The 23973-nt window shown below is 65.1% G+C and carries 23 protein-coding genes and 1 pseudogene; 9 read left to right on the top strand and 15 right to left on the bottom strand.

The genetic code is table 11. The features are described 5' to 3' along the window. Window positions 1-84 precede the first annotated feature (84 nt). The 6 genes and pseudogenes from AC6CR5_RS08095 to AC6CR5_RS08070 form a co-directional block, all read right to left on the bottom strand. Window positions 85-477, bottom strand: coding sequence for a type III secretion system chaperone (locus AC6CR5_RS08095; protein ID WP_047991087.1), 393 nt, complete (start codon window positions 475-477; stop codon window positions 85-87). 23 nt (window positions 478-500) lie between these two features. Then, window positions 501-983: a type III secretion system chaperone gene (locus tag AC6CR5_RS08090; RefSeq protein ID WP_327762678.1), complete on the bottom strand. Its 483-nt coding sequence runs from the start codon at window positions 981-983 to the stop codon at window positions 501-503. 56 nt (window positions 984-1039) lie between these two features. Further along, window positions 1040-2998, bottom strand: coding sequence for a hypothetical protein (locus AC6CR5_RS08085; protein WP_498085464.1), 1959 nt, complete (start codon window positions 2996-2998; stop codon window positions 1040-1042). A gap of 256 nt (window positions 2999-3254) precedes the next feature. Further along, window positions 3255-3329 (bottom strand): annotated as a pseudogene (locus tag AC6CR5_RS08080) (hypothetical protein); the annotation flags it as partial. An 80-nt stretch (window positions 3330-3409) separates the two neighbouring features. Further along, window positions 3410-4933: an amidase gene (locus tag AC6CR5_RS08075; RefSeq protein WP_047991084.1), complete on the bottom strand. Its 1524-nt coding sequence runs from the start codon at window positions 4931-4933 to the stop codon at window positions 3410-3412. A gap of 14 nt (window positions 4934-4947) precedes the next feature. Further along, a complete protein-coding gene (locus tag AC6CR5_RS08070) occupies window positions 4948-5934 on the bottom strand; it encodes a Bug family tripartite tricarboxylate transporter substrate binding protein (protein ID WP_498085463.1) in 987 nt (328 codons plus the stop codon). A 137-nt stretch (window positions 5935-6071) separates the two neighbouring features. On the opposite strand from AC6CR5_RS08070, the gene AC6CR5_RS08065 reads away from it, so the two are divergent. Beyond that, the gene (locus tag AC6CR5_RS08065) at window positions 6072-7007 is read left to right on the top strand and encodes a LysR family transcriptional regulator (protein ID WP_006387071.1); all 936 of its coding nucleotides are present in this window, start codon (window positions 6072-6074) and stop codon (window positions 7005-7007) included. On the opposite strand, the gene AC6CR5_RS08060 is transcribed toward AC6CR5_RS08065, so the two are convergent. Continuing rightward, entirely contained in the window at window positions 7004-7291 is a 288-nt protein-coding gene (locus AC6CR5_RS08060) for a hypothetical protein (protein WP_047991083.1), read from the bottom strand. The genes AC6CR5_RS08065 and AC6CR5_RS08060 overlap by 4 nt on opposite strands. A gap of 80 nt (window positions 7292-7371) precedes the next feature. Then, complete coding sequence (locus tag AC6CR5_RS08055) at window positions 7372-7581, bottom strand: DUF7661 family protein (RefSeq protein ID WP_047991082.1); 210 nt, start codon at window positions 7579-7581, stop codon at window positions 7372-7374. Between the two features lie 84 nt (window positions 7582-7665). Here AC6CR5_RS08055 and AC6CR5_RS08050 point away from each other — a divergent pair, with 84 nt between their 5' ends. Further along, window positions 7666-7905, top strand: coding sequence for a hypothetical protein (locus tag AC6CR5_RS08050; RefSeq protein WP_047991081.1), 240 nt, complete (start codon window positions 7666-7668; stop codon window positions 7903-7905). Window positions 7906-8166: 261 nt separating this feature from the next. Here the strand turns inward: AC6CR5_RS08050 and AC6CR5_RS08045 are convergent, their stop codons facing one another. Next, the gene (locus AC6CR5_RS08045) at window positions 8167-9132 is read right to left on the bottom strand and encodes a 2-hydroxyacid dehydrogenase (protein ID WP_047991080.1); all 966 of its coding nucleotides are present in this window, start codon (window positions 9130-9132) and stop codon (window positions 8167-8169) included. Window positions 9133-9320: 188 nt separating this feature from the next. Continuing rightward, window positions 9321-10316, bottom strand: coding sequence for a tripartite tricarboxylate transporter substrate binding protein (locus AC6CR5_RS08040; RefSeq protein WP_020928162.1), 996 nt, complete (start codon window positions 10314-10316; stop codon window positions 9321-9323). Window positions 10317-10491: 175 nt separating this feature from the next. Here AC6CR5_RS08040 and AC6CR5_RS08035 point away from each other — a divergent pair, with 175 nt between their 5' ends. Further along, window positions 10492-11382, top strand: coding sequence for a LysR family transcriptional regulator (locus AC6CR5_RS08035; protein WP_054482681.1), 891 nt, complete (start codon window positions 10492-10494; stop codon window positions 11380-11382). A gap of 42 nt (window positions 11383-11424) precedes the next feature. Here the strand turns inward: AC6CR5_RS08035 and AC6CR5_RS08030 are convergent, their stop codons facing one another. From AC6CR5_RS08030 to AC6CR5_RS08015, 4 genes are all read right to left on the bottom strand, one after another. Beyond that, the gene (locus AC6CR5_RS08030; RefSeq protein WP_054482682.1) at window positions 11425-12009 is read right to left on the bottom strand and encodes a hypothetical protein; all 585 of its coding nucleotides are present in this window, start codon (window positions 12007-12009) and stop codon (window positions 11425-11427) included. After that, window positions 12006-13310: a YcxB family protein gene (locus AC6CR5_RS08025; RefSeq protein WP_498085462.1), complete on the bottom strand. Its 1305-nt coding sequence runs from the start codon at window positions 13308-13310 to the stop codon at window positions 12006-12008. The genes AC6CR5_RS08030 and AC6CR5_RS08025 overlap by 4 nt, the downstream gene beginning before the upstream one ends. A gap of 173 nt (window positions 13311-13483) precedes the next feature. Beyond that, window positions 13484-13873, bottom strand: coding sequence for a DCC1-like thiol-disulfide oxidoreductase family protein (locus tag AC6CR5_RS08020; protein ID WP_053497856.1), 390 nt, complete (start codon window positions 13871-13873; stop codon window positions 13484-13486). 249 nt (window positions 13874-14122) lie between these two features. Next, window positions 14123-14743: a DUF2239 family protein gene (locus tag AC6CR5_RS08015; protein ID WP_498085461.1), complete on the bottom strand. Its 621-nt coding sequence runs from the start codon at window positions 14741-14743 to the stop codon at window positions 14123-14125. A 206-nt stretch (window positions 14744-14949) separates the two neighbouring features. Between AC6CR5_RS08015 and guaB the strand changes: the two genes are divergently transcribed. From guaB to AC6CR5_RS08000, 3 genes are all read left to right on the top strand, one after another. Then, window positions 14950-16410, top strand: a complete 1461-nt coding sequence (gene guaB, locus AC6CR5_RS08010; protein ID WP_006387084.1) for an IMP dehydrogenase — start codon at window positions 14950-14952, stop codon at window positions 16408-16410. 120 nt (window positions 16411-16530) lie between these two features. Beyond that, window positions 16531-18123 carry a glutamine-hydrolyzing GMP synthase gene (gene guaA / locus AC6CR5_RS08005; RefSeq protein ID WP_498085460.1) on the top strand — a complete coding sequence of 531 codons (1593 nt, stop codon included), beginning with the start codon at window positions 16531-16533 and terminating at the stop codon, window positions 18121-18123. Window positions 18124-18431: 308 nt separating this feature from the next. Then, window positions 18432-19640, top strand: a complete 1209-nt coding sequence (locus tag AC6CR5_RS08000) for a tyrosine-type recombinase/integrase (protein WP_132569240.1) — start codon at window positions 18432-18434, stop codon at window positions 19638-19640. A gap of 408 nt (window positions 19641-20048) precedes the next feature. Here AC6CR5_RS08000 and AC6CR5_RS07995 read toward each other — a convergent pair whose 3' ends face one another. Next, window positions 20049-21050 carry a LuxR family transcriptional regulator gene (locus AC6CR5_RS07995; RefSeq protein ID WP_498085459.1) on the bottom strand — a complete coding sequence of 334 codons (1002 nt, stop codon included), beginning with the start codon at window positions 21048-21050 and terminating at the stop codon, window positions 20049-20051. An 85-nt stretch (window positions 21051-21135) separates the two neighbouring features. Between AC6CR5_RS07995 and AC6CR5_RS07990 the strand changes: the two genes are divergently transcribed. The 3 genes from AC6CR5_RS07990 to AC6CR5_RS07980 are packed head-to-tail and all read left to right on the top strand — an operon-like array spanning window position 21136 to window position 22980. Further along, the gene (locus tag AC6CR5_RS07990; RefSeq protein WP_498085458.1) at window positions 21136-21360 is read left to right on the top strand and encodes a helix-turn-helix transcriptional regulator; all 225 of its coding nucleotides are present in this window, start codon (window positions 21136-21138) and stop codon (window positions 21358-21360) included. 2 nt (window positions 21361-21362) lie between these two features. Then, on the top strand, window positions 21363-22241 hold the full coding sequence (locus AC6CR5_RS07985; RefSeq protein ID WP_132569683.1) for a helicase RepA family protein: 879 nt from the start codon (window positions 21363-21365) through the stop codon (window positions 22239-22241). A 40-nt stretch (window positions 22242-22281) separates the two neighbouring features. Beyond that, a complete protein-coding gene (locus AC6CR5_RS07980) occupies window positions 22282-22980 on the top strand; it encodes an ABC transporter ATPase (protein ID WP_243702775.1) in 699 nt (232 codons plus the stop codon). Window positions 22981-23973 lie beyond the last annotated feature (993 nt).

Genomic DNA, 23973 nt, shown 5'->3' with positions numbered 1-23973 from the left:
ATTACTGTGAGTTATTTCAATGGTTTAGGGGATTTCCCCCGCTGACCTGCGCCCTCTGTTCCGCTCGCAGCCGCCCGTGCCAGATCAACCCAGGACGCCTTGCGCGGCCTGCGCCGCGTCCACCGTGTGGCCGATGTAATGCCGCAAGCGATCCGCGGTCAGGCCGTAGCCGGGTAGACGCCGCCAGATCACCAGGCCGCCGCTGTCGGGATCGATGCCCGCCGCGGCACCTTTCAGGTTCTGTCCCAGATAGGCGTCCTGCAACAGCCGTATCGCCTCGGCCTCGCCCATAGGCACGGCCTGCGTGCCCACGGGGGCAAGCAGCAGCACCTCTTCGGCGGATTCATCCCAGGCGAGGATGACTGCCTGCTCGGGCAGGGGAGCCAGTACGCACTGTTCGATGTCGAACACCGGCGCGGGCAGCTTGGCCCGCTGGCAATAGTCTTGGACGAGGGATTGGAAGGTATCGATATTCATGTCAGCCGCTTTGGAGAAGGGGATCAGACGAGATTGGCCATGGACGGCAACGCTGGCGTCGCCACGCCGGGGCGGGCCGCCTCTTGCGCCGCGCCCGGCTGGGCGGCCAGGGCCGCCAATTTGCCCGCCCAATGGATCGCGGCCCGCGTGAAGGCGTAGATTCGTTGGGCCAGCGCGGCGTCGGTCAACCCAGCCAGATCGACCCTGGCCATCAGCAGGGCCCTCTGCTGTTTGTCATCCAGCGCCAACGCCCCGCCCGCCACGTCGCGCCAGGAGGTGTTGGCCGAGAGCATCAAGGCGTACGCCTGGATGCGCGATTGCGCGTCCAGTTCGCCCAGGTCGGCGGCCAGCACCAGTACGGAGACGTCGCCTTCGGCGAAGTACTGCAGATGCAGGGTGATGCCATCGAACTGCAGAAACGCGTGGTCCTGCTCGTCGAACAGCGAGGCATCGTGTCCGACCGCCTTCGCGATCGCTGTCAGTTTTTCGGGGCGGGTTTCCGGCATGCGGACTCTCCTTGGGGGCGGCGGCTTGTGGCGCCGGGGGGGGGGCTGGGTGGGTGTCAGGGATGCTTGTGTGCGATGATCTGCGCCGGGGCGAGTGCCGCTTCCAGCGCCAGGACCTGGGCGACCGGGATACGCAACGTCAGCGTGTTTTGCGGTCCGACCTGAAGCGTGTGTCCTTGCACCGTGTTGGGCAGAAAATTCTGGACGGCCGTCCGCATTTGCGCGACGGACTTCCCGGTGGAGACGAACAGCAGGTCGCCGGTCGCGGGATCCTGCGTGACGTTCCATTCCTTGCGATCCGATGGCGACTTGACCTGGGGATACTCAAGGTCGATACCGCTTTTCGTGGTGGCGGTAGTTTTCGAAGTAAGTTTCTCCAGGCCATCGAGCGCGTTCAGCGTGGCGTCGCGCATGGCGAAGTACTGGGCGGCCGGCTCCTGGAAGCCGAACGCGAACGAGTCCACCGCCAGTCGTGGCGCGAACACGTTGAGCAGCCCGTCGCGCCGGGCAATGTACAGGGCTTTCAGGTTGACGATGGTCGCGTCGAACCGCGCCTCGGGGGGGCGGTTGTTGTTGGCGCTGAACTCCTGGGCATAGCGGTCGAACAGTTGCTCGTCGGCTTGTGACTGCTTCAGGTGCGCGATCATCCGCACCCCTTCCATTTTTTCCGCCAGCGAACTCTGGTCGAAGACGGTGAAGTTCTTGTAGCCCATGAATGTCGGGCCTTTGGGCTGGTTGAACGAAAAATCGCTGTGGACGTCGCCCGTGACGCCCAGGCGTTCTTCTTCCAGCGCGTGCCCGGGATCGATGCCGACGAACGTATTGCCGACATAGCCCTTGTTCCCGCCGCGCGAGCCCAGCGCGTCGCGGTCCGCCATGAGCAGCATCAGGATCTTGTTGCGGCCCAGCTCGTTGATGGTGGTTACCAGGGCAGGGGCACCGGTGTACTGATTGGGCGGATCGGTATTGCGTTGCTGGTTGCGCACCAGCACGCCATCCTTCAGGTAGATGTCGCCGCGCTCGGGTCTGCCATCGAAATCGCTGAAACCCGCTACGTGCGTGCCGTCCAGCATCAGCTTGGTGGTGCCGTCGGGATATTGGCCCTCCACGATCTTCAGTTTCTGGCTCTCGACTCCCATGACGCGCATCAGGTCATTGGCCAGCGATTCGCGCACGGCCCCTTCATTGCGCTCGGTCGGGGTTGCTCCGGTCAACAGCCGGTGCAGCGGGGCGGTGACGATGTTGCCCTTGGCCTTGTCCTTCGGGATGTGATACTTGTCGCCAATCTTGTCGGCTTCGTAGTAGTCGAGCTTGATGTAATGATTCTTGGTGAATTTGGCCTGGGTCAGCATGATGTCGCCAGTCAATTCACGGAACAGGCTGGTCGCTTCATTGGTCAGCGCGTTCTGGTTGGGCGCCGTGATCGCCGCGACTGTGTCCGCGACCAGGGCATCGGCCAGTGCCGCGTTGAGCGCGGCGTTCGGCGGCATGACGTTTCTGAGCACGTCGATAAGCGATCCATTGTTAAGCGCCAGCGCGGGATTCGTCAGCACCAGGGTCGCGGCCCCGGCAAGCGGCCCTCCGCCCGTGGACAGCCTGCTCAGGCTGTTCAACAGCATGGCGTCCAGATCGGCGTCCGGCGGCGTGTGCGGGGGAAGGCCGCCGCCGCCCACCAGCCATTGTTGCGCCAGCGCCACGGCTTGTGTATTGAAGGGGTGGGGCGCGGCGCCCATCTTGACCGTATCGCCCGCGCTCCAATCGCGCTTGCCGATGAACCCGGGTTCCACCCCCCGGGTCTTGTCGCCCATGACACGGTAGCCGCCGACCCGGTCCAGGACCAGTCCGTTGCCTACCGGATAGCGCTGGCCAAAGGTGGGCGCGGGTTGGTTGTTGCCGTTGGCGATGATGCGGCGCAATCCCTGGGCAATGGTCTGCGCGAATTGCACTGCGTTGTTGTAGCCCGTCAGTAGATTCGTCTGTAGCAGACCCGACGCGCCTTGCACGGTGGATACCATTTTTTCCGCTCCCGAAGAAATGCGCCGCCCATGGCCGCGCCACCGTCGCTGGTGGTCGCGGCCGGCTGGCTTGCCTGATGAGTAACGGCGCGGGGCGGGGAGTTCCATCGCAAAGGCGATGAATGTCGCTTGCCGGGACAGGGAAGGGTCGCATGGCGCCATCCCGCATCGCCGGCCAGTCGCGATGCGATTGCTCTGACGCGCAAGGAGACAAGCGCGCAGCGCGCGACAACGCGGGGCCGGAGGCCGTTGACGCTCAATCCGTCCCGGGAAACACATCCACCCACTTGACCGTCACGTCGGGGAACGCGTCCACGAACTGGACCGTGAAGTCGGGAAAGGCCGGTGGGCGAGGGGACTATGCCCGAGTCCAGCCATTGCGCTGTGCGCATCTGTTGCGTGCGGCCGCGCCTACACCGCCGAGACGCTGGCCTCGGTTGTTCCCAGCGCACCGCCCGGCGGCGCCGTCACGATCGACGTCAACGCCGGCTCCGCCGCCTTCAGCCCCGCCAGATCCGGCCGCGGCCGCCGCAGTTCCTCATTAGCCGCAAACGCAGACTCCATCCCCTGCGCCGCCGCCAGTACCTCGCGATCGCCGCGAAACCGCCCCACGATCTGCAAGCCGAACGGCATGCCCTTGTGATCGAGCCCGCAAGGCAGCGTCAGCGCCGGATGCGTGGTCAGCGTGATCACATACGTCAGCGCCAGCCAGCGGTAATAGTTTTCCTGGCGCTTGCCATTGATGGCCTCGGCATACAGCTGCGTCCACGGGAACGGCGACACCGGCGTGGTGGGCGACAGGATCAGGTCGTAGTCGTCGAAGGCGCGTTGGAAGCGCTTGATCAGCCGGGTCTGCTCGGCCTGCGCCCAGGCGCAATCCTTCAGGCTCATGGCCGCGCCCATCTCGAAATTGGCGCGGGTGTTGGGGCCCAGGCTGCCCGGGTCTTTCTCATAGGCATCGCGCATGCCGGCCACGAAGGCTTCGGCGCGCAGCACGTCGAAGCAGCGGTGGGCCTCGCCGAAGTCGATCTCGATGGGATCGCAGGCCGCGAACAGATGGCGCATGGCGGCGATCTTGGCGCGGAAGGTGGCGCGGATGCCATCGTCCACGTCGCACAGCCCGAAGTCTTCGGTATAGGCCACGCGCAGGCGGCCCAGGTCGGCGCTGCCCGGCGCCAGGAACTGCAGCGGATCGAGCGGATAGCTGAGCGGATCGCCGGCGTCGGGGCCGGCGCTGGCGGCCATCTGCAGGCAGGCGTCGGCCACCGTGCGGCCCATCGGGCCGACCACCGAGATCGGCGTCCAGCCCAGCGGCTTGCGCACGCTGGGCACCACGCCGGGCGACGGCCGGAAGCCGACCACGCCGCACTTGGCGGCGGGGATGCGCAGCGAGCCGCCAGTGTCCGACCCGGTGCACAGCGGGAACAGGTCGCTGGCCAGCGCCGCGGCCGAGCCGCCCGAGGAGCCGCCGGCATTCAGGTTCGGGTTGAAGGGATTGCCCGTCGCGCCCCACACGGTGTTGCGCGAATTGGCGCCCGCGCCCATCTCGGGCACGTTGGTCTTGGCGGCCACGATGGCGCCGGCGTGGCGCAGGCGCGCCACCAGCGTGACGTCCTCGGTCGGCACGTGGTCGCGGTAGATCGGCGAACCGAAGGTGGTGAGCAGGCCGGCGGTGGGTTCCAGGTCCTTCACGCCCAGCGGCAGTCCATGCAGCAGGCCCAGCGTGTCGCCGGCCATCACCGCCTGTTCGGCCGCGCGCGCCTCGATGCGGGCGCGGTCGAAAGCCGTGGCGGTGACGGCGTTGATGTACGGGTTTACCGCCTCGATGCGGGCGATGCACGCCTCCAGCAGTTCCACCGGCGACAACTGCCGCGCGCCGATCAGGCGCCGCAGTTCCACGGCGGATAACGAGACGAGGGAATCGTCCAGGATCATGGGGGTGTTTCCTTTCAGTCGATCTTGATATCGGCGCGCCGGGCCAGGTCGCGCATCATCGGCAGTTCCTTCTGGATCAACGCTTCGCCCTCGGCGGCGCTGGAGAAGGCCGGCTCGAAGCCCTGGTTTTCCAGGCTCTTGCGCACGTCGGGCGATTCGACCGTGGCGCGCAAGGCGTTTTCGAGCCTGGCCTTCACGTCGGCGGGCAGGCCGCGCGGCGCGGTGAACATCAGCCAGGTGTCCATCGCCACCGACGGGTAGCCTTGCTCGGCGAAGGCCGGCACATCGGGCAGGAAGCTGGAGCGGGCGGGCGCGGACACGGCCAGCACGCGCACCTTGCCCAGCTTGCTTTGGGGCAGCGCGGCGGCCACGGTGTCTACCGAAAACGGGATCTGGCCGCCGATCAGGTCGGTCATGGCCGGCGCGCTGCCCTTGTAGGGCACATGGACCATCCTGAGGCCGGCGGCCGCCAGGAAGGCTTCGCCCACGAAATGCGAGGTGGTGCCGGTGCCGAACGAGCCATAGGCCGGCGGCTCCTTGGCGCGCGCGTTGACGTAGGCCACCAGTTCCTTCACGTCCTTGACCGGCACCTGCGGGTTGGCCAGCAGCGCCAGGCCGGTGCGGCCGACGATGCCGAGCGGCTCGAAGCTCTTGACCGGGTCATACGGCAGCTTGCTCTGGATGGCGGGGTTGACCGTGAAGGTGGTGCCGGAACTGACCAGCAGGGTGTAGCCGTCGGGCGCGGCCTTGGCCACATAGCCGGCGCCGATCACGGTGCCGGCTCCCGCGCGGTTTTCCACGACCACGGTCTGGCCCAGTTCCTGGCCGAGCTTTTGCGCGATGACGCGGCCCAGCACATCCGTGGCGCCGCCGGGCGGGAAGGGCACGACCAGGGTGATGGGACGGGTCGGATAGCCGCCCTGGGCGCCGGCGGGGGCGGCAGCCGCGAGGGCGCCCGCCAGGGTGATACCAAGGGCAATCAGGGCAGTCTTCATGGTCATGCTCGACAAGGGAGTGGACGGAACGACGCGTGTGACGGATGCCATCTTGGCGGGGGCTCAACGTTGCAGCAATATGAATTGTTAGAATCCTGCGTTGCGTTTGGCGCAAAGCTAACCTCAACCAAGGGCAAACCCCGATGAACCCGCAGATCCTGCAGGAAATGGCCGTCCGCTACTTTCTGGAAGTGGCGCGCTGCGGCTCCGTCAGCGTCGCGGCGGAGCGGCTGGACGTGGCGCCGTCCGCGGTCAGCCGCCAGGTCGCCCGCCTGGAGCGCGAGCTGGGCACCTTGCTGTTCGAGCGCCGCGCGCGGGGCATGACGCTCAACGCGGCGGGGGAACTGCTGGCCGCCCATGCCAAGCGCGCGCAGCAGGACGTCGAGCGCGTCGCCGGCGACATCATGGGCCTGCGCGGGCTGCGCCAGGGGTTGGTGCGGGTGGTCTGCACCGAAGGGTTCATCCATGATTTTCTGCCCGCCGCCATCGCGGATTTCCGCCGGCAGTACGCCGGCATCCGCTTCACGCTGGACGTGTGCTCGCAGCGCGAGGTGCCGGTGCGGGTGCGCGACGGCACGGCCGACATCGGCGTCACGCTCAGCCTGACCTCGCATCGCGACGTGCGGGTAGAACTGCGCATGCCGGCGCCGGTGCGCGCGGTGGTGGCGGCCGGCCATCCGCTGGCAGGCCAGCCCGAGGTGTCGCTGGCGCAATTGATGGCCTATCCGCTGGCCTTGCCCGATGCCGATTCGACGCTGCGGCAACTGATCGACATCAGCTGCAGCCGCCAGCAGCTGTCATGCGAACCGATGTTCTCCAGCCGCAGCGTTGACGCGCTGGTGGCGTTCGCGGGCGCGGGCGGCGGCGTGGCGTTCTGCGGCGAACTGGCGATCCGCTATCGCCTGCGTGCCGGGCAGGTGGTGGCCTTGCCGCTGCGCGACCGCGAGATGAACGAACGCCACTTCGAGGTGCAGACGCTGGCCGGGCGTGTGCTGCCCGAAGCGGCCAAGGCCTTCATCGCCAGCCTGCGCGCGCAGTTGCAAGCGGATGGCGGCGTGGTGCCGGCGCCTGATAGTTAGGAAGGCGTCGTGCTCATGCCGGCCTGGCGCGCGGCCAGCCAGGCGCGGCCCTTGGGCGTCAACGTGGCCACCGGGGCGGCGGCGTCGCCGGCAGGCCGGCGGGCCAGGTCCACCAGGCCGTTGCTGGTGGCGTCTTCCCAGGCCGACAGGCGTGGACACGAAGTGCGCCACGCCTCCATGATGTTCGCATAGGTGCGGGGATGCTCGGCAACCCAGATCAGGAACTGCGTCAGGTTGCCCAGTTGCGAGGCGCTGGCCTCGATGGCGGGGATGTCGTCGGACATGGCGGGCTCCGGGCGCGCTGGGCCGGTTTTCACGATAGGCCCACGATACGCCCGGACGCAAGGCGCCGCCAGGGGCGGCTTCAGGACAACCGGGTCACCATGTCGCCCGGCCGCGCCAGCTCGTGGTACAGATCGTCCAGATAGGTGGACAGTTCGTCTTCGGGGAGGTCGGCCGGGATGACGATCCCGCCGGCGCGCACCCGCTTGCCCGCCACGGCCTGATACACGGCCCATTGGCCGGCCTCGCGAACGATGTCCAATTGCAGGCGGCGGTAGATGTCGAATCTCATGGCGGGTCCACACTTTGCGGCGGGCAGGGCGACGACGCGCAGTGCTCACGCTACCATGGCTTTCACCACAACAAGGGAGCGACGATGGAAATTCTGGACGGTTTTCAGATCACGCGCGGCGCGCTGCAAGTGCAGGATGGCTACGTACCGGTCATCGAGGCGCGCGGGCCGGGGCCCGACGGCCGCCCGTTGCATGGCGCTGTGCCGGTGACCGAATACGGCGTGTTTGACGATCAGGAGGAGGCCATCAACGCCGGCTGGACGATACGCGTGCGCGCGATCACGACCGCGGGCGATGGGCTGTCGATACGGATCGACGAGTGAAGGGCCGCGGCGCGGCGCCCTGGAAATTCTGGACAAAAAAAATCCGGCCCGAAGGCCGGAAAAAATTACAACAACAAGCACAACAGCTCGCCGGCACGAGCCAGTGCGGTGAGAAATTTATCATGTATGAGATAAATAACAAGATGTAGTGTCCACGAAATGGACGCTTGGTGGCCGATTTATTCGAATAGGGCCATCCCGGTGCGTTCCCCGTAAATCGGGCGACGCCGCCGCCCGCGCGCTTGCGGGCGGCCCGCGCTCTCAAACCACCTGGGTCACCGTCTTGCCTTCGCGGAACCAGCCGTCCAGATTGGCCAGCATCAGGTCCGCCATGGCCCGCCGGGTCTCATGCGTGCCGCTGGCGATGTGCGGCAGCATCACCACATTGTCCATCGCGTTCAACGCCGCCGGCGTGGCCGGTTCGTGTTCGAACACGTCCAGGCCGGCGCCGGCGATGGCGCCGCTTTGCAGGGCCTGAACCAGCGCCGCCTCGTCCACCACCGTGCCGCGCGCGATGTTGATCAGCCAGCCTTGCGGGCCAAGCGCCTGCAACACGTCGGCATTGACCAGGTGGCGCGTGGCGTTGCCGCCAGGCACCGCCAGCACTAGGAAATCGCACTCGGCCGCCAGCGCCGTCAGCGTCGGGCAGTAGCGGTAATGCGCCGGCGCGTCCGCACGCGGCTTGCGGTTGGTGTACAGGATCGGCATGTCGAATGCCTCGGCGCGCCGCGCGATCTGCAGGCCGATATTGCCCAGCCCGACAATGCCGCAGCGCTTGCCGCTCATGCGCGTGCCCAGCCCGAAACCTTCCTGCGGCCAGCGCCCCGCGCGCACGAAACGGTCGGCCTCGGCGATGCGGCGCGACGCCGCCAGCATCAGCGCCAGCGCGGTGTCCGCCACGCAGGCATCGAGCACGCCAGGCGTGTTGGTGACGCGCACGCCGCGCGCCTGCGCCGCCGCCAGATCGATGGTGTCGTAGCCCACGCCGACGCTGAAAACGCCTTCCAGCGCCGGCAGCGCGTCGATCAGTTCGCGCGGCGCGCCGAAGCGGCCGCTGGTGGCGATGCCGCGGATCGCCGCGCCGTGATCGCGCAGCAGCGCCGCCTGGTCAGGGCTTTGCCACCAGCGGTGCACGCGGTAGCGTGACTCCAGTTCGGCGGTCAGTTCGGGCAGCAAGGGGCCGACCATCAGCAGGTCGGCAAGAGGTGGGGAAGCAGTCGTGGTCATGTCGGGTGTCACGGTTGTTGCGACGACCCGCGGGTGCGCGGGTCGCAAGAAATGGCCGGCGGAGGGACGACCGGCGATGAAAGCCGTCCCGGCCGTGTGGGTCGGGGACGAAGAAATGACGGGGGCGGGCAATGCGCCGCCCTTCGGGCCGCGTCACCGCGTCGTGTGCGGCCGCATTGCCCGCCCGGTTACTGCGTCTGGATATGCCGGGTCTTGATGATCTCCCCGTAGCGCGCGCGTTCGCTGGCCGCCAGCGCCTGCAATTGCTGCGGCGTCGATCCGTGCGCGACCGCGCCCTGCGACTCCAGCTTGGTCTTCATCGCCGGGTCCGCCGCCACCTCGCGGATCGCCGCCGACAGCTTGTCGATCACCGCCTGCGGCGTGCCCGCCGGCGCCAGCACCGCCGTCCATGAGCCGGTCTGCGCGTTCTGGACGCCGGCCTCGTCGATGGTCGGCACGTCGGGCAGGGCGGGCGAGCGCGTCGCGCCCGTCACCGCCAGCGCGCGCAGCTTGCCGGAATTGACGTACGGAATGGTCTCCAGCACCGACGCGAACAGCATGTCGACGCGGCCCGCCATCAGGTCGGTCATGGCCGGGCCGCCGCCCTTGTAGGGCACATGCATCAGATCGGTGCCGGTGGCCTGCTGGAAGATCTCGCCCGACAGGTGCGGCGCGCCGCCGGTGCCGGAACTGGCGAAGGTGTGCTTGCCGGGCTGGGCGCGCGCCAGCGCCACCAGGTCCTTCACGTTCTTGGCGGGCAGCGTGGTGGGCACCACCAGCACGAACGGCAGGTCCGAGAACAGCGATACCGGCGCGAACGCGGTGGCCGGATCGGAATGCAGCTTGTAGATCCACGGATTGATCGCCAGCATGCCCGAATTGGCGAACAGCAGCGTGTAGCCGTCGGGGTTGGCGCGCGCCACCAGATCGGCGGCGATCTGCCCGCCGGCGCCGGGGCGGTTGTCCACCACCACCGACGCCGCCAGCTTGTCGCCCAGCGCCGCCGCCAGCAGGCGCGCCGAAATGTCGGTGCCGCCGCCCGGCGAGAACGGCACGATCAGGTTGATCGGGCGGTCCGGGAATGGCGCGGCCTGCGCCGCGGCGGGCAGGGCGCCACAGGCAGCCAGGGCCAGGGCCGCGGCAAGGAAGCGGCGGCGCGGGCGTGCGGAATTGCGTGTCTCCATGGTCTTCTCTTTGTAGTAGTGAGCGGCGCGGGCCGCGGAAAGTCGATGCTGCGATGGCACTCCTTTCGCGGGACGGAAAGAGCGCGCCCCGGTGTTGCGGCCGAGTATAGGAACGCCGGCCGATGGATGACTGTTCGAGCTATAAATAGCATTGATCAATTCAAGGATTGGATCGATGGAATTCCGCCAGCTCGAATGTTTCATCGCCGTGGCCGAGGAACTGCACTTCGGCCGCGCCGCCCAGCGCCTGTGCATGACGCAGCCGCCGCTGTCGCGCCAGATCCAGTTGCTGGAGCAGGACCTGGGCGTGACGCTGTTCGAGCGCAGCAGCCGCCAGGTAGAACTGAGCGCCGCTGGCCGCCGCTTCCTGCGCGACGCGCGCCACCTGCTGGAGTACTCGGCCCGCGCCACCGCCAGCGCCCGCCGCACCGCCGGCGGCGACGCCGGCCACATCACGCTGGGCTTCACGGCGGTGGCCTCGTACCGCCTGATGCCATCGCTCATCATGCGGGCCCGCAAGCGGCTGCCGGGCGTGGAGATCCAGTTGCGTGAAACCGTCAGCACCGACCTGTCGCGCCTGCTGCTGGCGCGGGAACTGGACGCGATCCTGGCGCGCAGCGTGCCGCAGCAGGCCGGCATCGAGGCCCGCCTGATCGAGCGCGAGCCGCTGGTGCTGGCGCTGCCGGCGGATTCACCGCTGTGCGAACAGGAGGTGGTGCCGCTGCGGCTGCTGCAGGGCCAGCCCTTCGTGCTGTATTCGCCGCGCGAAGGCAAATACTTCTATGACCGCATCGTCGGCGCATTCGGCCTGGCCGACGTGCAGCCCGACTACGTGCAGCGCGCCAGCCAGACGCATACCTTGCTGGCGCTGGTGCGGGCCGGACTGGGCGTGGGCATCGTGCCCGATTCGGCGCGCGAGCTGCGCCTGGAGGGGGTGGAGTTCCGGTCGCTGGGCCAGCGCGACCTGTATGCCGATATGTACCTGGCCTGGCATGCGCAGCACGACAACCCGGCGCTGGCCGCGTTCCTGCGGCAGGTGGCCGAGGTGCTGCCCCCCGCGCCCTGAAGGGGGCGACAGCCGGGGGCGCGCCCGGCGTGTCGTCGCCGTTCAACGCGACACGGCGTTCGCATCCGACTTCAGGCTCTCGATGATCCGCAGTCCGTCCCGGTGGCGCTGTTCGCCGGTCTCGCACGACTTGCAGATCGCGCCGACGTACAGGCCATCGACCACCGTCTCGGCAAACACGCCCGACCGGTACTGGTGCCGCGCATCGGTCTCGACCCGGTACCAATCCCGATCGCCGATCCGCACCCGCTCCAGCGGCTGGCGGATATCGGCGTCGGGACTGGTCGCGCGCAGCACCGCGCGCAACCGGAAATAGCGCTTGAGCGGCGAGGCGTAAAGCGATTGCAAGCGGGCGTCATCGTCGTCGCCTTCGAGCGGCTTGGCCTGCATCAGCAGGGTGCAGGTTTCCTGCGTCTGTTCGCAGGCCTCGCTTTCGCAGACCAGTTGCACGCGCCGCATGCCGCTGCGCGAGACCTCGCCTTGTGGCGAGCCGTCCACCACCCAGCCCTCTGGCAACTGCACCGACAGGCCATGCGGCAGATCGAGGGTCTCGGCGGACGCGGCGGGCGCCAGCGCGCCAAGCGCCGCGCACAGGGCCGCCAGGCGGATCAAGGCCGGCCCGCTCATGGCGTACCCCCGCGCTGGCGATGATCGCCGCCCGCGCCGCCCGTGAGGATGCGTTCGAACAGCGCCAACTGCTCCGCGTCCAGCGCGCGTCGGGGCAGGATCAGCGGTTCGCCCTCCCGCCGCATCAGGATCAGGTGTTCGCCTTGCCGCTCGACCCGGTCGAAGCCGGCCGTCGCGAAGCTGTTGACCCAACCGTCCTGCCGGACTTCGAGCCGGTCGTCATACAGCCGCGCCTCGTGTTCCTCGGCCGGCATGCGCTGGTGCATCTGCCCGGCCAGCTTGTACGCGTGGCGGCGCCGGGACCAGGGATGCAGCAGGATGATGACGGCCAGGATGGCCCAGAACCCCAGCGTGATCTTCCAGAAACTGTCCGTGAACATCTCGCCGAACAGCGGCCAGGCATAGCGCAGCGGCACCCGCTCGGGGTCCAGCAGCCACAGCAGCACGAATATCAGCGGCACCAGCAGGGCGGTCAGCGCGAAGGCCAGCAGGAAACCGCGCCGACGGCGCCGCCGCATGCCGGGACGTTCAATCTGCCACGAAATCGCGGCGGCTCGGTCTTCCTGGTTCAGCAGGAAGCGCGTCGTCAGCAGCGGCGGCGCGGCCTCGGGCGCCTGCCGCGCTTGCGGCGGGTGCTGCGTCGCGTTCGGAGCGCCGGCGTGGCAGGATGCGGCCCACGCCTTGATGCGCGCCACCTGCTCGTCGGATAGCGCCTGTCGCGGCAAGGCGTACACGTCCTCGATGTTGCGCAACTGGATGAACAGGTGTTCGGAGGTCTCGGCAAGCCCCTGGATGCGCGAGCACGCCATGGCCGTCTTGCGTCCCGGCAGGGTGACGGTAAGCCCGCCAGGCTGAAAGCAATAGAGCGGGTGGATGGTCTGGTCGAGCCCTTCGTCGCGGCACCAGCGCGCCAGGCGCCCGCGCACGATCGCCGGATGGCGGAAGTAGTAGATCAGCACGGGGATGGCCACGACCAGGATGGGCACGCCGTCCAGCCCGAACAGGTCGTGAAAGAAGCGCGAGAGGAACGGGCCGAAGCCCTGCTCGCCGCTATCCCGCCAGGAAGAGAACCCCAGCATTCCCAACAGCGCCAGCACCACCCACGCCAGGAAGTACAGCGCGCGCCGCCGGGCGGCCCCGAACATGTCCGCGTAGCTGAACAGCGCGGCCGCGATGCGGTCCTGCAGCGTGATCGGCGCGGTCAGCGAGAAGCCGTCGGCCGGCATCGCGCCGGGCGCTTCGTCCGGGGGCGCAACGGGCGGCGTCAGCGTGCCGTCGGCAGCGGTGCTCGGCTCGGGCATGGGGTCTCCGTCAGGGGGTGACCCGCAATTTAGCATTGCTGCGGGGCGAGACGAGACGGGACTAGGTTAGGCGGGACGGGGAGAGGCGCGGCGGGGAGAGGCAGGGCGCGACGAGGCAGGGCGCGGTGAGGCGGGGCGAGGCAAGGCGCGCGACCAACCGCGCGTCGCCGCTGTCAGGCCGGCATCTTCTTCTTGCCCAGCAGCGCCAGCGTCAGCGTGCGGCCACGGCTCATGAAGGGATACAGCGCCGCCGACAGGCACGGGCGGCGGAAGATGGCGGCATTGATCTGGTTGAACAGGTCGCTGTCCGAACTGAGCAGCGCCAGCCGGTTGATGCAATCGGCGCCCCAGTAGATGTGCCCCTCCAGCCGCAGTAGCATGCCGTCGTTCAGGTCATAGCCACGGTCGCGGAAATACGCCACCAGTTCGGGATGCTGACGCATGTCGAGCAATTCGACCGGGCCGACGGCCTTGCGCAACTGCACCATCCGCACGTAGTTGGTGCAGAACGGGCAGTCGCCGTCGTACAGCAGGAAGTTGCGGGGCGCGGTATCCGTATCCATGACGTACAGCTTACCAGCGGCGGGCGTCGCTTGCTTGGGGCGCCGGGATGCCGCCGACGCACGATTGGAAGCGGCGCATGGCGCGCGCGCCGCCCTGCGCCAGCGGCGCGCGCAGCGGTGGGGCGCAGCGACGGCCCGCAGTCATGGTGGGGAGGTATGGGGCGCAGGTGTGTGGCGCAGGTATGTGCGTAGGGATAAGGCGCTGGAACAGGTCACTGGGACCGCGCCCAGCGATACGCGGCTTGTCGCTCAGGCCTGCTCATCCGCCCACGCCAGCGCCATGGCGTAATCGCGCACGTCCGCCGGCCACGCGGCAACCTGCCGCGCGAAACCCGCGCGGTCATCGGCATACAGCGCCCGCGTGGCTTCCTCGAAGCCCGGCAGGTTGCCCGCCATGCTCGACATGAAGTGGTACGCCGCCTCTTGCCGTTGCCGCTGCTGGTCGCGCGCCTCGTTGTCGCGGCGCGCCTGTTCCACCAGCTTGCGCAGCGCCACCGACGCGCCGCCGGGCTGCGCCGCCAGCCAGTCCCAGTGGCGCGGCAGCAGCGTCACCTCGCGCGGCACCACACCCAGCTTGGGCCGGCCACGGCCGCGCGGGGCGGCATCGGCGCCGTCCGTCTCGTCAGCCTGCTTGGGAGCGGCCTCGGGCGAAGGTTGATAGCGCTTGCGGATATCGGCGTCGGCGCCGCGCAGGTCCAGGTCGACCTGCTTGCCGGTCTGGTCGTCGAATACCAGGATCGCGCCGTGGCCGTTGTCGTTGGCGTGCCCGGCCTGGGCCTGCTTGACGGCCAGCGCGACCTCGGCAAGCGCGCCGCGCGCCAGCAGGCGGTGGCCGGAGAAAGCGGTATGGAGAAGGGCGGATGGGTTCATGGTGTGCACAGGTATTTACCCGGGTAAATTTGACGCCTCGCATTGTGCGCGGCTCCAACGCTTCTGTCAATATAATCCGGGTAAAAATAATGCAAGCCCACGACGGTGATTGAAAAAAGTCGCAAAAATTACGTCCCGACCTAGGGTCAATACCTAGTCAAAACATACAAGCGGCGTATAATCTTGCTTTGCGCCCGGAGTTACCCATGCGTCTCGTTCAAAAAGCGCTCACCTTCGACGATGTGTTGTTGGTGCCTGCGTATTCCGAGGTGTTGCCGCGCGACACCTCCCTGGCCACGCGCCTCACCCGCAACATCTCCCTGAACATCCCCCTTGTGTCCGCCGCCATGGACACGGTCACCGAATCCCGCCTGGCGATCGCCATGGCCCAGGAAGGTGGCATCGGGATCATCCACAAGAATCTGTCCGCCGACGCCCAGGCCCGTGAAGTCGCCCGCGTCAAGCGCCACGAATTCGGCATCGTGATCGATCCGGTCACCGTCACCCCCCAGATGAAAGTGCGCGACGCCATTGCGTTGCAGCGCCAGCATGGCATCTCGGGCCTGCCGGTGGTGGAAGGGCGCAAGCTGGTCGGCATCGTCACCAACCGCGACCTGCGCTTCGAAGAGAACCTGGACCAGCCCCTGCGCAACATCATGACGCCGCAGGAACGCCTGGTCACCATGAAGGAAGGCGCCACGCTCGATGAAGCGCAGGCCCTGATGCACAAGCATCGCCTGGAACGCGTGCTCATCGTCAACGACGGTTTCGAGCTGCGCGGCCTGGCCACCGTCAAGGACATCGTCAAGAACACCGAGCACCCGCTGGCCAGCAAGGACGCCCAGGGCCAGTTGCGCGTCGGCGCCGCGGTCGGCGTCGGTGGCAACACCGAAGAGCGCGTTGAAAAGCTGGTCGCCGCCGGCGTCGACGTGCTGATCGTCGACACTGCCCACGGCCACTCCAAGGGCGTGCTGGAAGGCGTGCGCTGGGTCAAGCAGAACTACCCCAAGGTCGAAGTCATCGGCGGCAACATCGCCACCGCCGCCGCCGCGCGCGCGCTGGTCGAGCACGGCGCCGACGGCGTCAAGGTCGGCATCGGCCCCGGCTCGATCTGCACCACCCGTATCGTGGCCGGTGTCGGCGTGCCGCAGATCCACGCGATCTCCGAAGTCGCCAAGGCGCTGGAAGGCACGGGCGTGCCGCTGATCGCCGACGGCGGCATCCGCTACTCGGGCGACGTCGCCAAGGCCCTGGCCGCCGGCGCGTTCTCCTGCATGATGGGCGGCATGTTCGCCGGCACCGAAGAAGCGCCGGGCGAAGTGGTGCTGTTCCAGGGCCGTTCGTACAAGTCGTACCGCGGCATGGGCAGCCTGGGCGCCATGACGGAAGGCTCGGCCGACCGCTACTTCCAGGACCCGGCCAACAACGCCGACAAGCTGGTCCCCGAAGGCATCGAAGGCCGCGTCCCGTACAAGGGCAGCGTGCTGGCCATCATCTACCAACTGGTCGGCGGCATCCGCGCCTCCATGGGCTACTGCGGCGCCGCCACCATCGACGACATGCGCACCAAGGCCGAATTCGTGGAAATCACCTCCGCCGGTGTCCGCGAATCCCACGTGCACGACGTACAGATCACCAAGGAAGCGCCCAACTACCGCGCCGACTGATCCCCGTACAGTCAACTACAATGTCATGCATCACGCACCGGCAGAACCGCAAAATCAGTCAGCGGGTCTGCCGGTGCGGTTTTATTTACAGCGATTTCATTCCTTACCGGTAGAGTCTCCATGCACCAGCGCATCCTCATTCTCGACTACGGTTCGCAAGTCACCCAACTGATCGCCCGCCGCGTGCGCGAAGCCGGCGTCTACTCCGAAGTGCACCCGGGCGACGTCGACGATGCCTTCATCCGCGACCAGATGGCGCAGGGCCTGAAGGGCATCATCCTGTCGGGCAGCCACGCATCGGCCTACGAAGAAGGCTCCATGCGCGTGCCGCACGCCGTGTTCGAGCTGGGCGTGCCCGTGCTGGGCATCTGTTATGGCATGCAGTCCATGGCGCAACAACTGGGCGGCGTGGTCAGCTTCTCCGACCACCGCGAATTCGGCTACGCCGAAGTCCGCGCCCACGGCCACACCAAGCTGCTGGAAGGCCTGGAAGACTTCACCACGGACGAAGGCCACGGCATGCTCAAGGTCTGGATGAGCCACGGTGACAAGGTCACCGAGCTGCCGCCGGGCTTCAAGCTGATGGCCTCCACGCCGTCCTGCCCCATCGCCGGCATGGCCGACGAAGAACGCCGCTTCTACGCCGTGCAGTTCCACCCCGAAGTCACGCACACCGTGCAAGGCAAGGCCATGCTGGCCCGCTTCGTCAACGAGATCTGCGAATGCCAGGGCGACTGGAACATGCCCGACTACGTCGCCGAAGCCGTCGCCCGCATCCGCGAGCAGGTCGGCGAAGACGAAGTCATCCTCGGCCTGTCCGGCGGCGTCGATTCGTCGGTGGCCGCGGCCCTGATCCACAAGGCCATCGGCGATCAATTGACGTGCGTGTTCGTCGACCACGGCCTGTTGCGCCTGGACGAAGGCAAGCAGGTCATGCAGACCTTCGCCGAGAACATGGGCGTCAAGATCATCCACGTCGACGCCACCGCCCAGTTCATGGGCAAGCTGTCCGGCGTGGCCGACCCCGAAGCCAAGCGCAAGATCATCGGCCGCGAGTTCGTGGAAGTGTTCCAGGAACAAGCCGGCAAGCAGAAAAGCGCCAAGTGGCTGGCCCAAGGCACCATCTACCCCGACGTCATCGAATCGGCCGGCGCCAAGACCGGCAAGGCCACCTCGATCAAGTCGCACCACAACGTCGGCGGCCTGCCGGACACGCTGAACCTGAAGCTGCTGGAACCCCTGCGCGAACTGTTCAAGGACGAAGTCCGCGAACTGGGCGTGGCCCTGGGCCTGCCGCCGCAGATGGTCTACCGCCATCCGTTCCCGGGCCCGGGCCTGGGCGTGCGCATCCTGGGCGAAGTCAAGCATGAATACGCCGAGCTGCTGCGTCGCGCGGACGCGATCTTCATCGAAGAACTGCGCAACACCAAGGACGAGGCCAGCGGCCTGACCTGGTACGAGCTGACCTCGCAAGCCTTTGCCGTGTTCCTGCCGGTGAAGTCGGTGGGGGTGATGGGCGATGGCCGCACCTACGAATATGTTGTCGCGCTGCGGGCTGTGCAGACGTTTGACTTCATGACTGCGGATTGGGCGCCGTTGCCGCATCCGTTGCTGGCTCGGGTTTCCTCGCGGATTATTAATGAGGTGCGGGGGATCAATCGGGTGGTGTATGACGTGTCGAGCAAGCCGCCTGCGACGATTGAGTGGGAATGATCCCACGTCCGGCATAGATCGGCACCAAATAGCACGAAAGCACCTCTAAGCCCGCGTAACTGCGGGCTTTTTCTATTCTGGGCCCGGCACTGTCTGGCAAATTTTCGCATCGCCAAGCACGGCGTTTGTATGGCATGGTAGGTGGTACTATCTGAACCTGATGCCATGTTTGGTGCTTGATACCATGTTGCCTCCGACAGGACTGGCATGGTATTAAATTTATATAACGCATTGATCTATAAGGAAATTTAAGGTGAAATGCGAGCGTTTCTGAGCATGGTATTTTGACGTGGAGAATCGCACACACCATGCTGACCGATACCAAGCTGCGCAACCTCAAGCCGAAGGACAAGCTCTACAAAGTGAATGACCGTGACGGCCTCTATGTGGCCGTCACCTCTGCGGGTTCAATCTCGTTCCGCTACAACTACTCAATCCACGGCAGGCAAGAGACCATCACCTTCGGTCGCTACGGTGTCGGCGGCATTACCCTCGCGGAAGCGCGCGAGCGGTTGGGCGAGGCCAAGAAGATGATCGCCGCTGGGAAGTCGCCGGCCAAGGAGAAGGCGCGAGAAAAGGCCCGTGTCAAGGACGCTGAAACGTTCGGGGCCTGGGCAGAAAAGTGGCTGCGGGGCTACCAGATGGCGGACTCCACCCGCGATATGCGCCGTTCGGTCTTCGAGCGTGAGTTGAAGCCGAAATTCGGCAATCAGAAGCTGATCGAGATTACCCACGAGGACTTGAGGGCACTGACCGATGCCATTGTCGAGCGAGGTGCACCAGCAACCGCGGTGCATTCCCGTGAGATCGTGTTGCAGGTCTATCGTTGGGCCATTGAGCGTGGCCAGAAGGTAGAGAACCCGGCAGAACTGGTTCGACCGACGACCATCGCCAAATTCGAGCCGCGTGACCGTGCGCTGACACCCGATGAAATCGGCTTGATGTACCAGTACATGGAGCGGATCGGCACGACACCATCCATCCGGGCAGCCGCCAAGCTGTTGCTTCTAACGATGGTGCGCAAAAGCGAGTTGACCAACGCGACCTGGAGCGAGCTCAATTTCAGCGAGGCGCTTTGGACAATCCCGAAGGAGCGGATGAAGCGACGCAATCCGCACTTGGTTTTCCTGTCACGGCAGGCGCTGGACATCTTCATTGCCCTCAAGACTTTCGCCGGCGGATCGGACTATGTGCTTCCGTCGCGATATGACTCGGACCTACCCATGAGCAGCGCCACACTCAACCAAGTGCTGACGTTGACATACCGACTGGCGCAGAAGGAGGGGAAATCGCTAGCCAAGTTCGGGCCGCATGACTTGCGTCGTACGGCCAGCACGCTGCTGCATGAGGCCGGCTACAACACTGACTGGATCGAGAAGTGCCTGGCGCACGAGCAGAGAGGCGTCAGGGCCGTCTACAACAAAGCCGAATACCGCGAGCAGCGGACGGCGATGCTACAGGATTGGGCGGACATGATTGACGAATGGACGCTCAGGAAGCTAGGTCGGAACGAATGAGAGCATGGAGCACTTTCCTGCCTCACGCGATTTTAGCCGCTAAAAAAAAACAAAAAACGGCATGACCTTCGGCGGACAGCCTCGGCATGACGGCCAAGTTCCACCCGCCTCGCAGAGCAGGATTCCCGTTGAGCACCGCCAGGTGCGAATAAGGGACAGTGAAGGGAGATAACCGGCTCGCCGGTTAGCTAACTTCACCTATCCTGCCCGGCTGACGCCGTTGGATACACCAAGGACAATCCACATCGATCCCTGTGTAAAGCTCTGCAATTGGCTCTGCGTACGGCGCGCATTGACGATCCTTGTGTTTTCATTGGATTTCGCCGGATTTCCCTCGAATTTTCCATGAGAAATACAGAGATTTCCTGCGCTTTCACCAATGCGAACCCAAGGGCTACCGAGCGGTGTTCACCGCCCAGAGCGCTTCGGCTGTTTCAGGTGAAAGCTATTGGGGATAGAAGCAATTGCCTTGGACACTGCTTGGCGCGTCAGTGGCCGCTGGCCCTTGCCTAGAAGCTGTTCTGCGATTTCCGACTGATTGAGGCCAGAACGCTGGAGCATCAGTATTCTCTTCTTGGTGTCTGACAGCTTGGAGTCCACCATCAGTCGCGCCAGGTTGCGCAGCTCAGCTATGTCGGCAGGCTGTAAGGTCTGACCTAGCATGTAGTGAAAAAAGTAGTCGTCAACCAGCGGGTCACCGGATGCTGCCGCACGGGGCGTGGACCGCTTTGCGCATTGCCGGTTAAGCCTTGCCAATTCGAGATCGAACTGTGCGACTGATCGCTTCGCTTGCCGGTAGGCTGGGTTCCAGGCGCCACTCGGCAATCTGGGTCGATGATCCAGGCAGTATTGGCTGCTCAGCCGAAGCTCTTCCTCTAGATCGTTGGCCTTCGGGGTGTCGCTCCCGTCAGCGTACAAAGTGAGTTCGGTAAGTGATCCGCAGAACCGGCAAAAACCCTGGCGACGCTCGCCATTCAGACGCGTGGTGCGCACTCGGGACTTTGCTGGCCGTTTGCAGGCGCAGTCCTCCACCAGCTCAATCAGCGTTTCCAGCGTCGCCACAAACCGCTGATCCCTAGCGGATTGTCTGTCCGCAGTTTTGACGAACTGGCGCAGCAACTGCCGCTGCACACGAACCATCGCGTCAAGCCCCACCAACCGAATGATTCCGCTGAGGCTCACCCCTGTTCCTGCGCCAGGGACGTGACTCAAGTAGCGTTGTGGCAGCGTCGTCGTGTACGCGGCCACGGCGGGATCGATCAGCTCCTGTATCAGCCGAACGATGGGATAGCGCTTCGAATACTTGGAGTACGGGTGCCAGCGATCCTGTAGCTGGCCGATGGCTTTCGAGACAGTGGGATCGCATCCGTCCCAAATTGTTATGGTCGACTTATTTTTCATGTCAACCATTTTAGCCAATCATTAGGTCGATGCAATTCCGCATTGCGAGGCATGATCAGGCACATATTCGAAAGTGCCTGATGGAGGTCAATGCATGCAAGCAACGACAAACAGAACGCTCATCAATAAGAAAAAGCTACTCGCCATGATCCCGCTGTGCGAGCGCACGATTTACAACTTGGAGCAGCGGGGAGAATTCCCGCGCCGCATTGCGCTAACCAGCCGAAATGTCGTGTGGGACTTGGCTGACGTTGAGGAGTGGATCGAGGCCCGCAAGTTGTCGGGTATCCAAGCTCGCCGCCCTGGATTTGGGGCTTGATCGTGGCCATTGATTTAAGGGCCGCGTTCGACAACGAGCCGCCTTTACTGGACTTTGTATGGCCAGGTTTTCTCGCGGGAACCGTCGGAGCGCTAGTAGCCCCAGGAGCTACGGGCAAGAGCTTCTGGGCATTGGAAGCTGCAATGTCCATCGCGTGCGCCGTCGCCGGTGGGGACCTGGTAGGGATCACCCCTGAGCGCGCTGGACGCGTGGTCTATTTCGCAGGGGAAGACCCGGAAGTCGCGTTGGTACGGCGAATTCATGCGATAGGCCTGCACCTGAATCAGCAGGCACGCGAAGCTATCGCGCAGAACCTCACCCTTGAGCCAATCATGGGCAAGCGCCTGAACGTGATGGACGATCGGCACCTTGCCCGTGTCATTGAATTTTGCGCGGGTGCTCGGTTGATCGTACTGGATACCCTGAGCCGAATTCACGACAAGGACGAGAACAGCAACGGTGACATGGCGAGGCTTGTCGCCACGCTTGAGCACGTCGCGGCCAGCACCGGCGCATCGGTTCTGTACTTACACCATGTGAGCAAGGGCAGCGCCCGCGAAGGGCAAACCGATCAGCAGCAGGCTGCGCGAGGCGCATCCGCTCTAATCGACAATGCCCGCTGGTGTGGCTTCGTCGCCAAGATGAGTGAAGACGAGGCGAAGCGTTTGAGCGACCGCGACTATGACCGACGCCCCATCGGCAACGACCGGCGCGGCTTCTTTGTCCGGTTTGGTGTCAGCAAGCAGAACTATGACGCGACTGCACTCGACCGATGGTACCAACGCCACGATGGCGGCGTCCTTGTGCCGGTGCAACTGGTGGAGGTGAAGAAGGAGAAAGTCCTGCATGTCGTAAACGGGAGTGACGATGAGCGGTGGTAATGCCGTGACACCCACTAGTACCAGCGCGCAGGCGCGAGTAATGCTCTATCAACCTAGCCAGCGACCGCGCTTGCGCGAAGGCGACTGGATGGAAACCTCTTTTGGTCGCTGTCGCGTGACCGGCAGGTTAGGTCAGCGGCACGCCGATATTGTCGAGGCAGTTTTGTACTGCGCCGAACGTCGGCGCGATGTTTCTGATGGTGGTGTCGAGCTGCTGGTAGACCCGGCCCGCGTGCGAAAAACGCTTTCCGATAGCCGGTACAGCTTTACTCAGATAGAAAAGCTGTTGACCGAGCTAAGAGCCGCGACGATCACAATCGAGATGCCGCAGTTCGACCGCTCAATCATCGGCGGATTGATTGACCACGTTATCCCTTCTCCCATGACACGCCATGATCCTCTGACGGGCGGGGAGCGGAATTTGTGGAAGGTACGCCTTGGATTTGCGCTTGTGACGCTGCTCGAACATGACCTGAGCTTGTACTATGACCCGGCCCCCATTGCTCGCTTGCAGCATGGAATCAGCCAGGCCGTCGCAAGGCACGTCTTGAGCCACAAGATAGAGCCGACAGGAGGATGGTTCCTCGATACCGTCATTGTGGCAGTCGCCGGGCAAGCATCAAGCCAAGCCATGCGCGATGCGCGGCGAAGGCTGAAGGACGAGGCAGAAGAATTACGGCAAATTGGGCTTATGCTCGACGGCGATCGCATCAAGAAAAACGGTGTGTGCAGCCCCTAAAGCGTGGCGCAGCCGCCCGATGGCGTGGCACATGCGCCCGAAAGCGTGGCACAGCCGCCCGGAATGTGGCACACCCGCCCGGAGTTAGCAGGATATTCAGGATATTCAGATCCTGCGCGGCGCAGCCCACGCTTGAGGCGCGACCTGGCCTTGCCAGTCGGCCGTGGGCCGACGGTTGAACACCAAGGAGAGTGCAGGTGGTCGTCAGACCGCCTACAACGACCGCTATGGCCGTCTAGGGCTTCCCCTGACCCTCTGTGAGGCGCCGAATCGCTCTTACAACGCCGCTACGGCCGCTTCAGGCCTTCTGGGGCCACTCCGCCGCAGCCGTTCCCCCATTCTTGGCGTCCAACCAGGCCGCAGGCCGATACTTGCTTTTGCAATCGCCAGAGAAAGAATGCAGGCGAATTGGGCCAACAGCCCTTTAGTCGGTAAGAATAATAATATTCTTATTATCACTGCATAGCCCTTGCTGCCAAACGTCTGCGGCTTCGTGAACATGAGCGCGGTTCGATCAGTGTGGAACCCCTAGTGGCCGCGATCAGAATTTCAGTGGCTAAATTTGCCGCCCCTCAAGTGTCAAAGAACGCAATACAAACCAGGAACATGTGACCGATAAAACCGGGGAAACCGGGCGTTCTGCGTTCGGGTCTGATCGTTCTTTGACAGATGCGGCGGCCCCGCTGTGCGCGACGGTCAAATGTTTGCAATTTCCTGTATTTGCCTGTTTTTAATCGGTGCAACGTTGGTAAATGGCGGGTCTATCGCTACGAAAACGCGGCCTTTCGCTGTGTTCAGTCGATTGCGGTCATTTCCATGCAATACACCGACTTATACAGAAGGGACTGCATGATTTTCCTCAGAGTTTGCAGGTGCGTGAGCGGGGCAGGATAGGTGAAGTAGGCCCACCCGCTAGCGGGTGTTCCTTCTTCACTGTCCCTTATTCGCACCTGGCGGTGCTCAACGGGAATCCTGCTCTGCGAGGCTAGCGGG

The sequence above is a fragment of the Achromobacter sp. EG18 genome (assembly GCF_059759395.1).
The sequence above is the reverse complement of the archived record's forward strand: the minus strand, read 5'-3'. Positions and strand labels throughout refer to the sequence as shown.

What these genes read in the sequence shown, in the direction of transcription:
- AC6CR5_RS08085 (WP_498085464.1), bottom strand. Translation starts at nt 2,998, where the DNA reads ATGGTATCCACCGTGCAAGGCGCGTCGGGTCTGCTACAGACGAATCTA.
- AC6CR5_RS08070 (WP_498085463.1), bottom strand. Translation starts at nt 5,934, where the DNA reads ATGACCATGAAGACTGCCCTGATTGCCCTTGGTATCACCCTGGCGGGC.
- AC6CR5_RS08020 (WP_053497856.1), bottom strand. Translation starts at nt 13,873, where the DNA reads ATGGATACGGATACCGCGCCCCGCAACTTCCTGCTGTACGACGGCGAC.
- AC6CR5_RS08015 (WP_498085461.1), bottom strand. Translation starts at nt 14,743, where the DNA reads ATGAACCCATCCGCCCTTCTCCATACCGCTTTCTCCGGCCACCGCCTG.
- AC6CR5_RS08055 (WP_047991082.1), bottom strand. Translation starts at nt 7,581, where the DNA reads ATGAGATTCGACATCTACCGCCGCCTGCAATTGGACATCGTTCGCGAG.
- guaB (WP_006387084.1), top strand. Translation starts at nt 14,950, where the DNA reads ATGCGTCTCGTTCAAAAAGCGCTCACCTTCGACGATGTGTTGTTGGTG.
- AC6CR5_RS07995 (WP_498085459.1), bottom strand. Translation starts at nt 21,050, where the DNA reads ATGGTTGACATGAAAAATAAGTCGACCATAACAATTTGGGACGGATGC.
- AC6CR5_RS08075 (WP_047991084.1), bottom strand. Translation starts at nt 4,933, where the DNA reads ATGATCCTGGACGATTCCCTCGTCTCGTTATCCGCCGTGGAACTGCGG.
- AC6CR5_RS08050 (WP_047991081.1), top strand. Translation starts at nt 7,666, where the DNA reads ATGGAAATTCTGGACGGTTTTCAGATCACGCGCGGCGCGCTGCAAGTG.
- AC6CR5_RS07990 (WP_498085458.1), top strand. Translation starts at nt 21,136, where the DNA reads ATGCAAGCAACGACAAACAGAACGCTCATCAATAAGAAAAAGCTACTC.
- AC6CR5_RS08095 (WP_047991087.1), bottom strand. Translation starts at nt 477, where the DNA reads ATGAATATCGATACCTTCCAATCCCTCGTCCAAGACTATTGCCAGCGG.
- AC6CR5_RS08060 (WP_047991083.1), bottom strand. Translation starts at nt 7,291, where the DNA reads ATGTCCGACGACATCCCCGCCATCGAGGCCAGCGCCTCGCAACTGGGC.
- AC6CR5_RS08040 (WP_020928162.1), bottom strand. Translation starts at nt 10,316, where the DNA reads ATGGAGACACGCAATTCCGCACGCCCGCGCCGCCGCTTCCTTGCCGCG.
- guaA (WP_498085460.1), top strand. Translation starts at nt 16,531, where the DNA reads ATGCACCAGCGCATCCTCATTCTCGACTACGGTTCGCAAGTCACCCAA.
- AC6CR5_RS08045 (WP_047991080.1), bottom strand. Translation starts at nt 9,132, where the DNA reads ATGACCACGACTGCTTCCCCACCTCTTGCCGACCTGCTGATGGTCGGC.
- AC6CR5_RS08035 (WP_054482681.1), top strand. Translation starts at nt 10,492, where the DNA reads ATGGAATTCCGCCAGCTCGAATGTTTCATCGCCGTGGCCGAGGAACTG.
- AC6CR5_RS08000 (WP_132569240.1), top strand. Translation starts at nt 18,432, where the DNA reads ATGCTGACCGATACCAAGCTGCGCAACCTCAAGCCGAAGGACAAGCTC.
- AC6CR5_RS08025 (WP_498085462.1), bottom strand. Translation starts at nt 13,310, where the DNA reads ATGCCCGAGCCGAGCACCGCTGCCGACGGCACGCTGACGCCGCCCGTT.
- AC6CR5_RS08030 (WP_054482682.1), bottom strand. Translation starts at nt 12,009, where the DNA reads ATGAGCGGGCCGGCCTTGATCCGCCTGGCGGCCCTGTGCGCGGCGCTT.
- AC6CR5_RS07980 (WP_243702775.1), top strand. Translation starts at nt 22,282, where the DNA reads ATGCTCTATCAACCTAGCCAGCGACCGCGCTTGCGCGAAGGCGACTGG.
- AC6CR5_RS08065 (WP_006387071.1), top strand. Translation starts at nt 6,072, where the DNA reads ATGAACCCGCAGATCCTGCAGGAAATGGCCGTCCGCTACTTTCTGGAA.
- AC6CR5_RS08090 (WP_327762678.1), bottom strand. Translation starts at nt 983, where the DNA reads ATGCCGGAAACCCGCCCCGAAAAACTGACAGCGATCGCGAAGGCGGTC.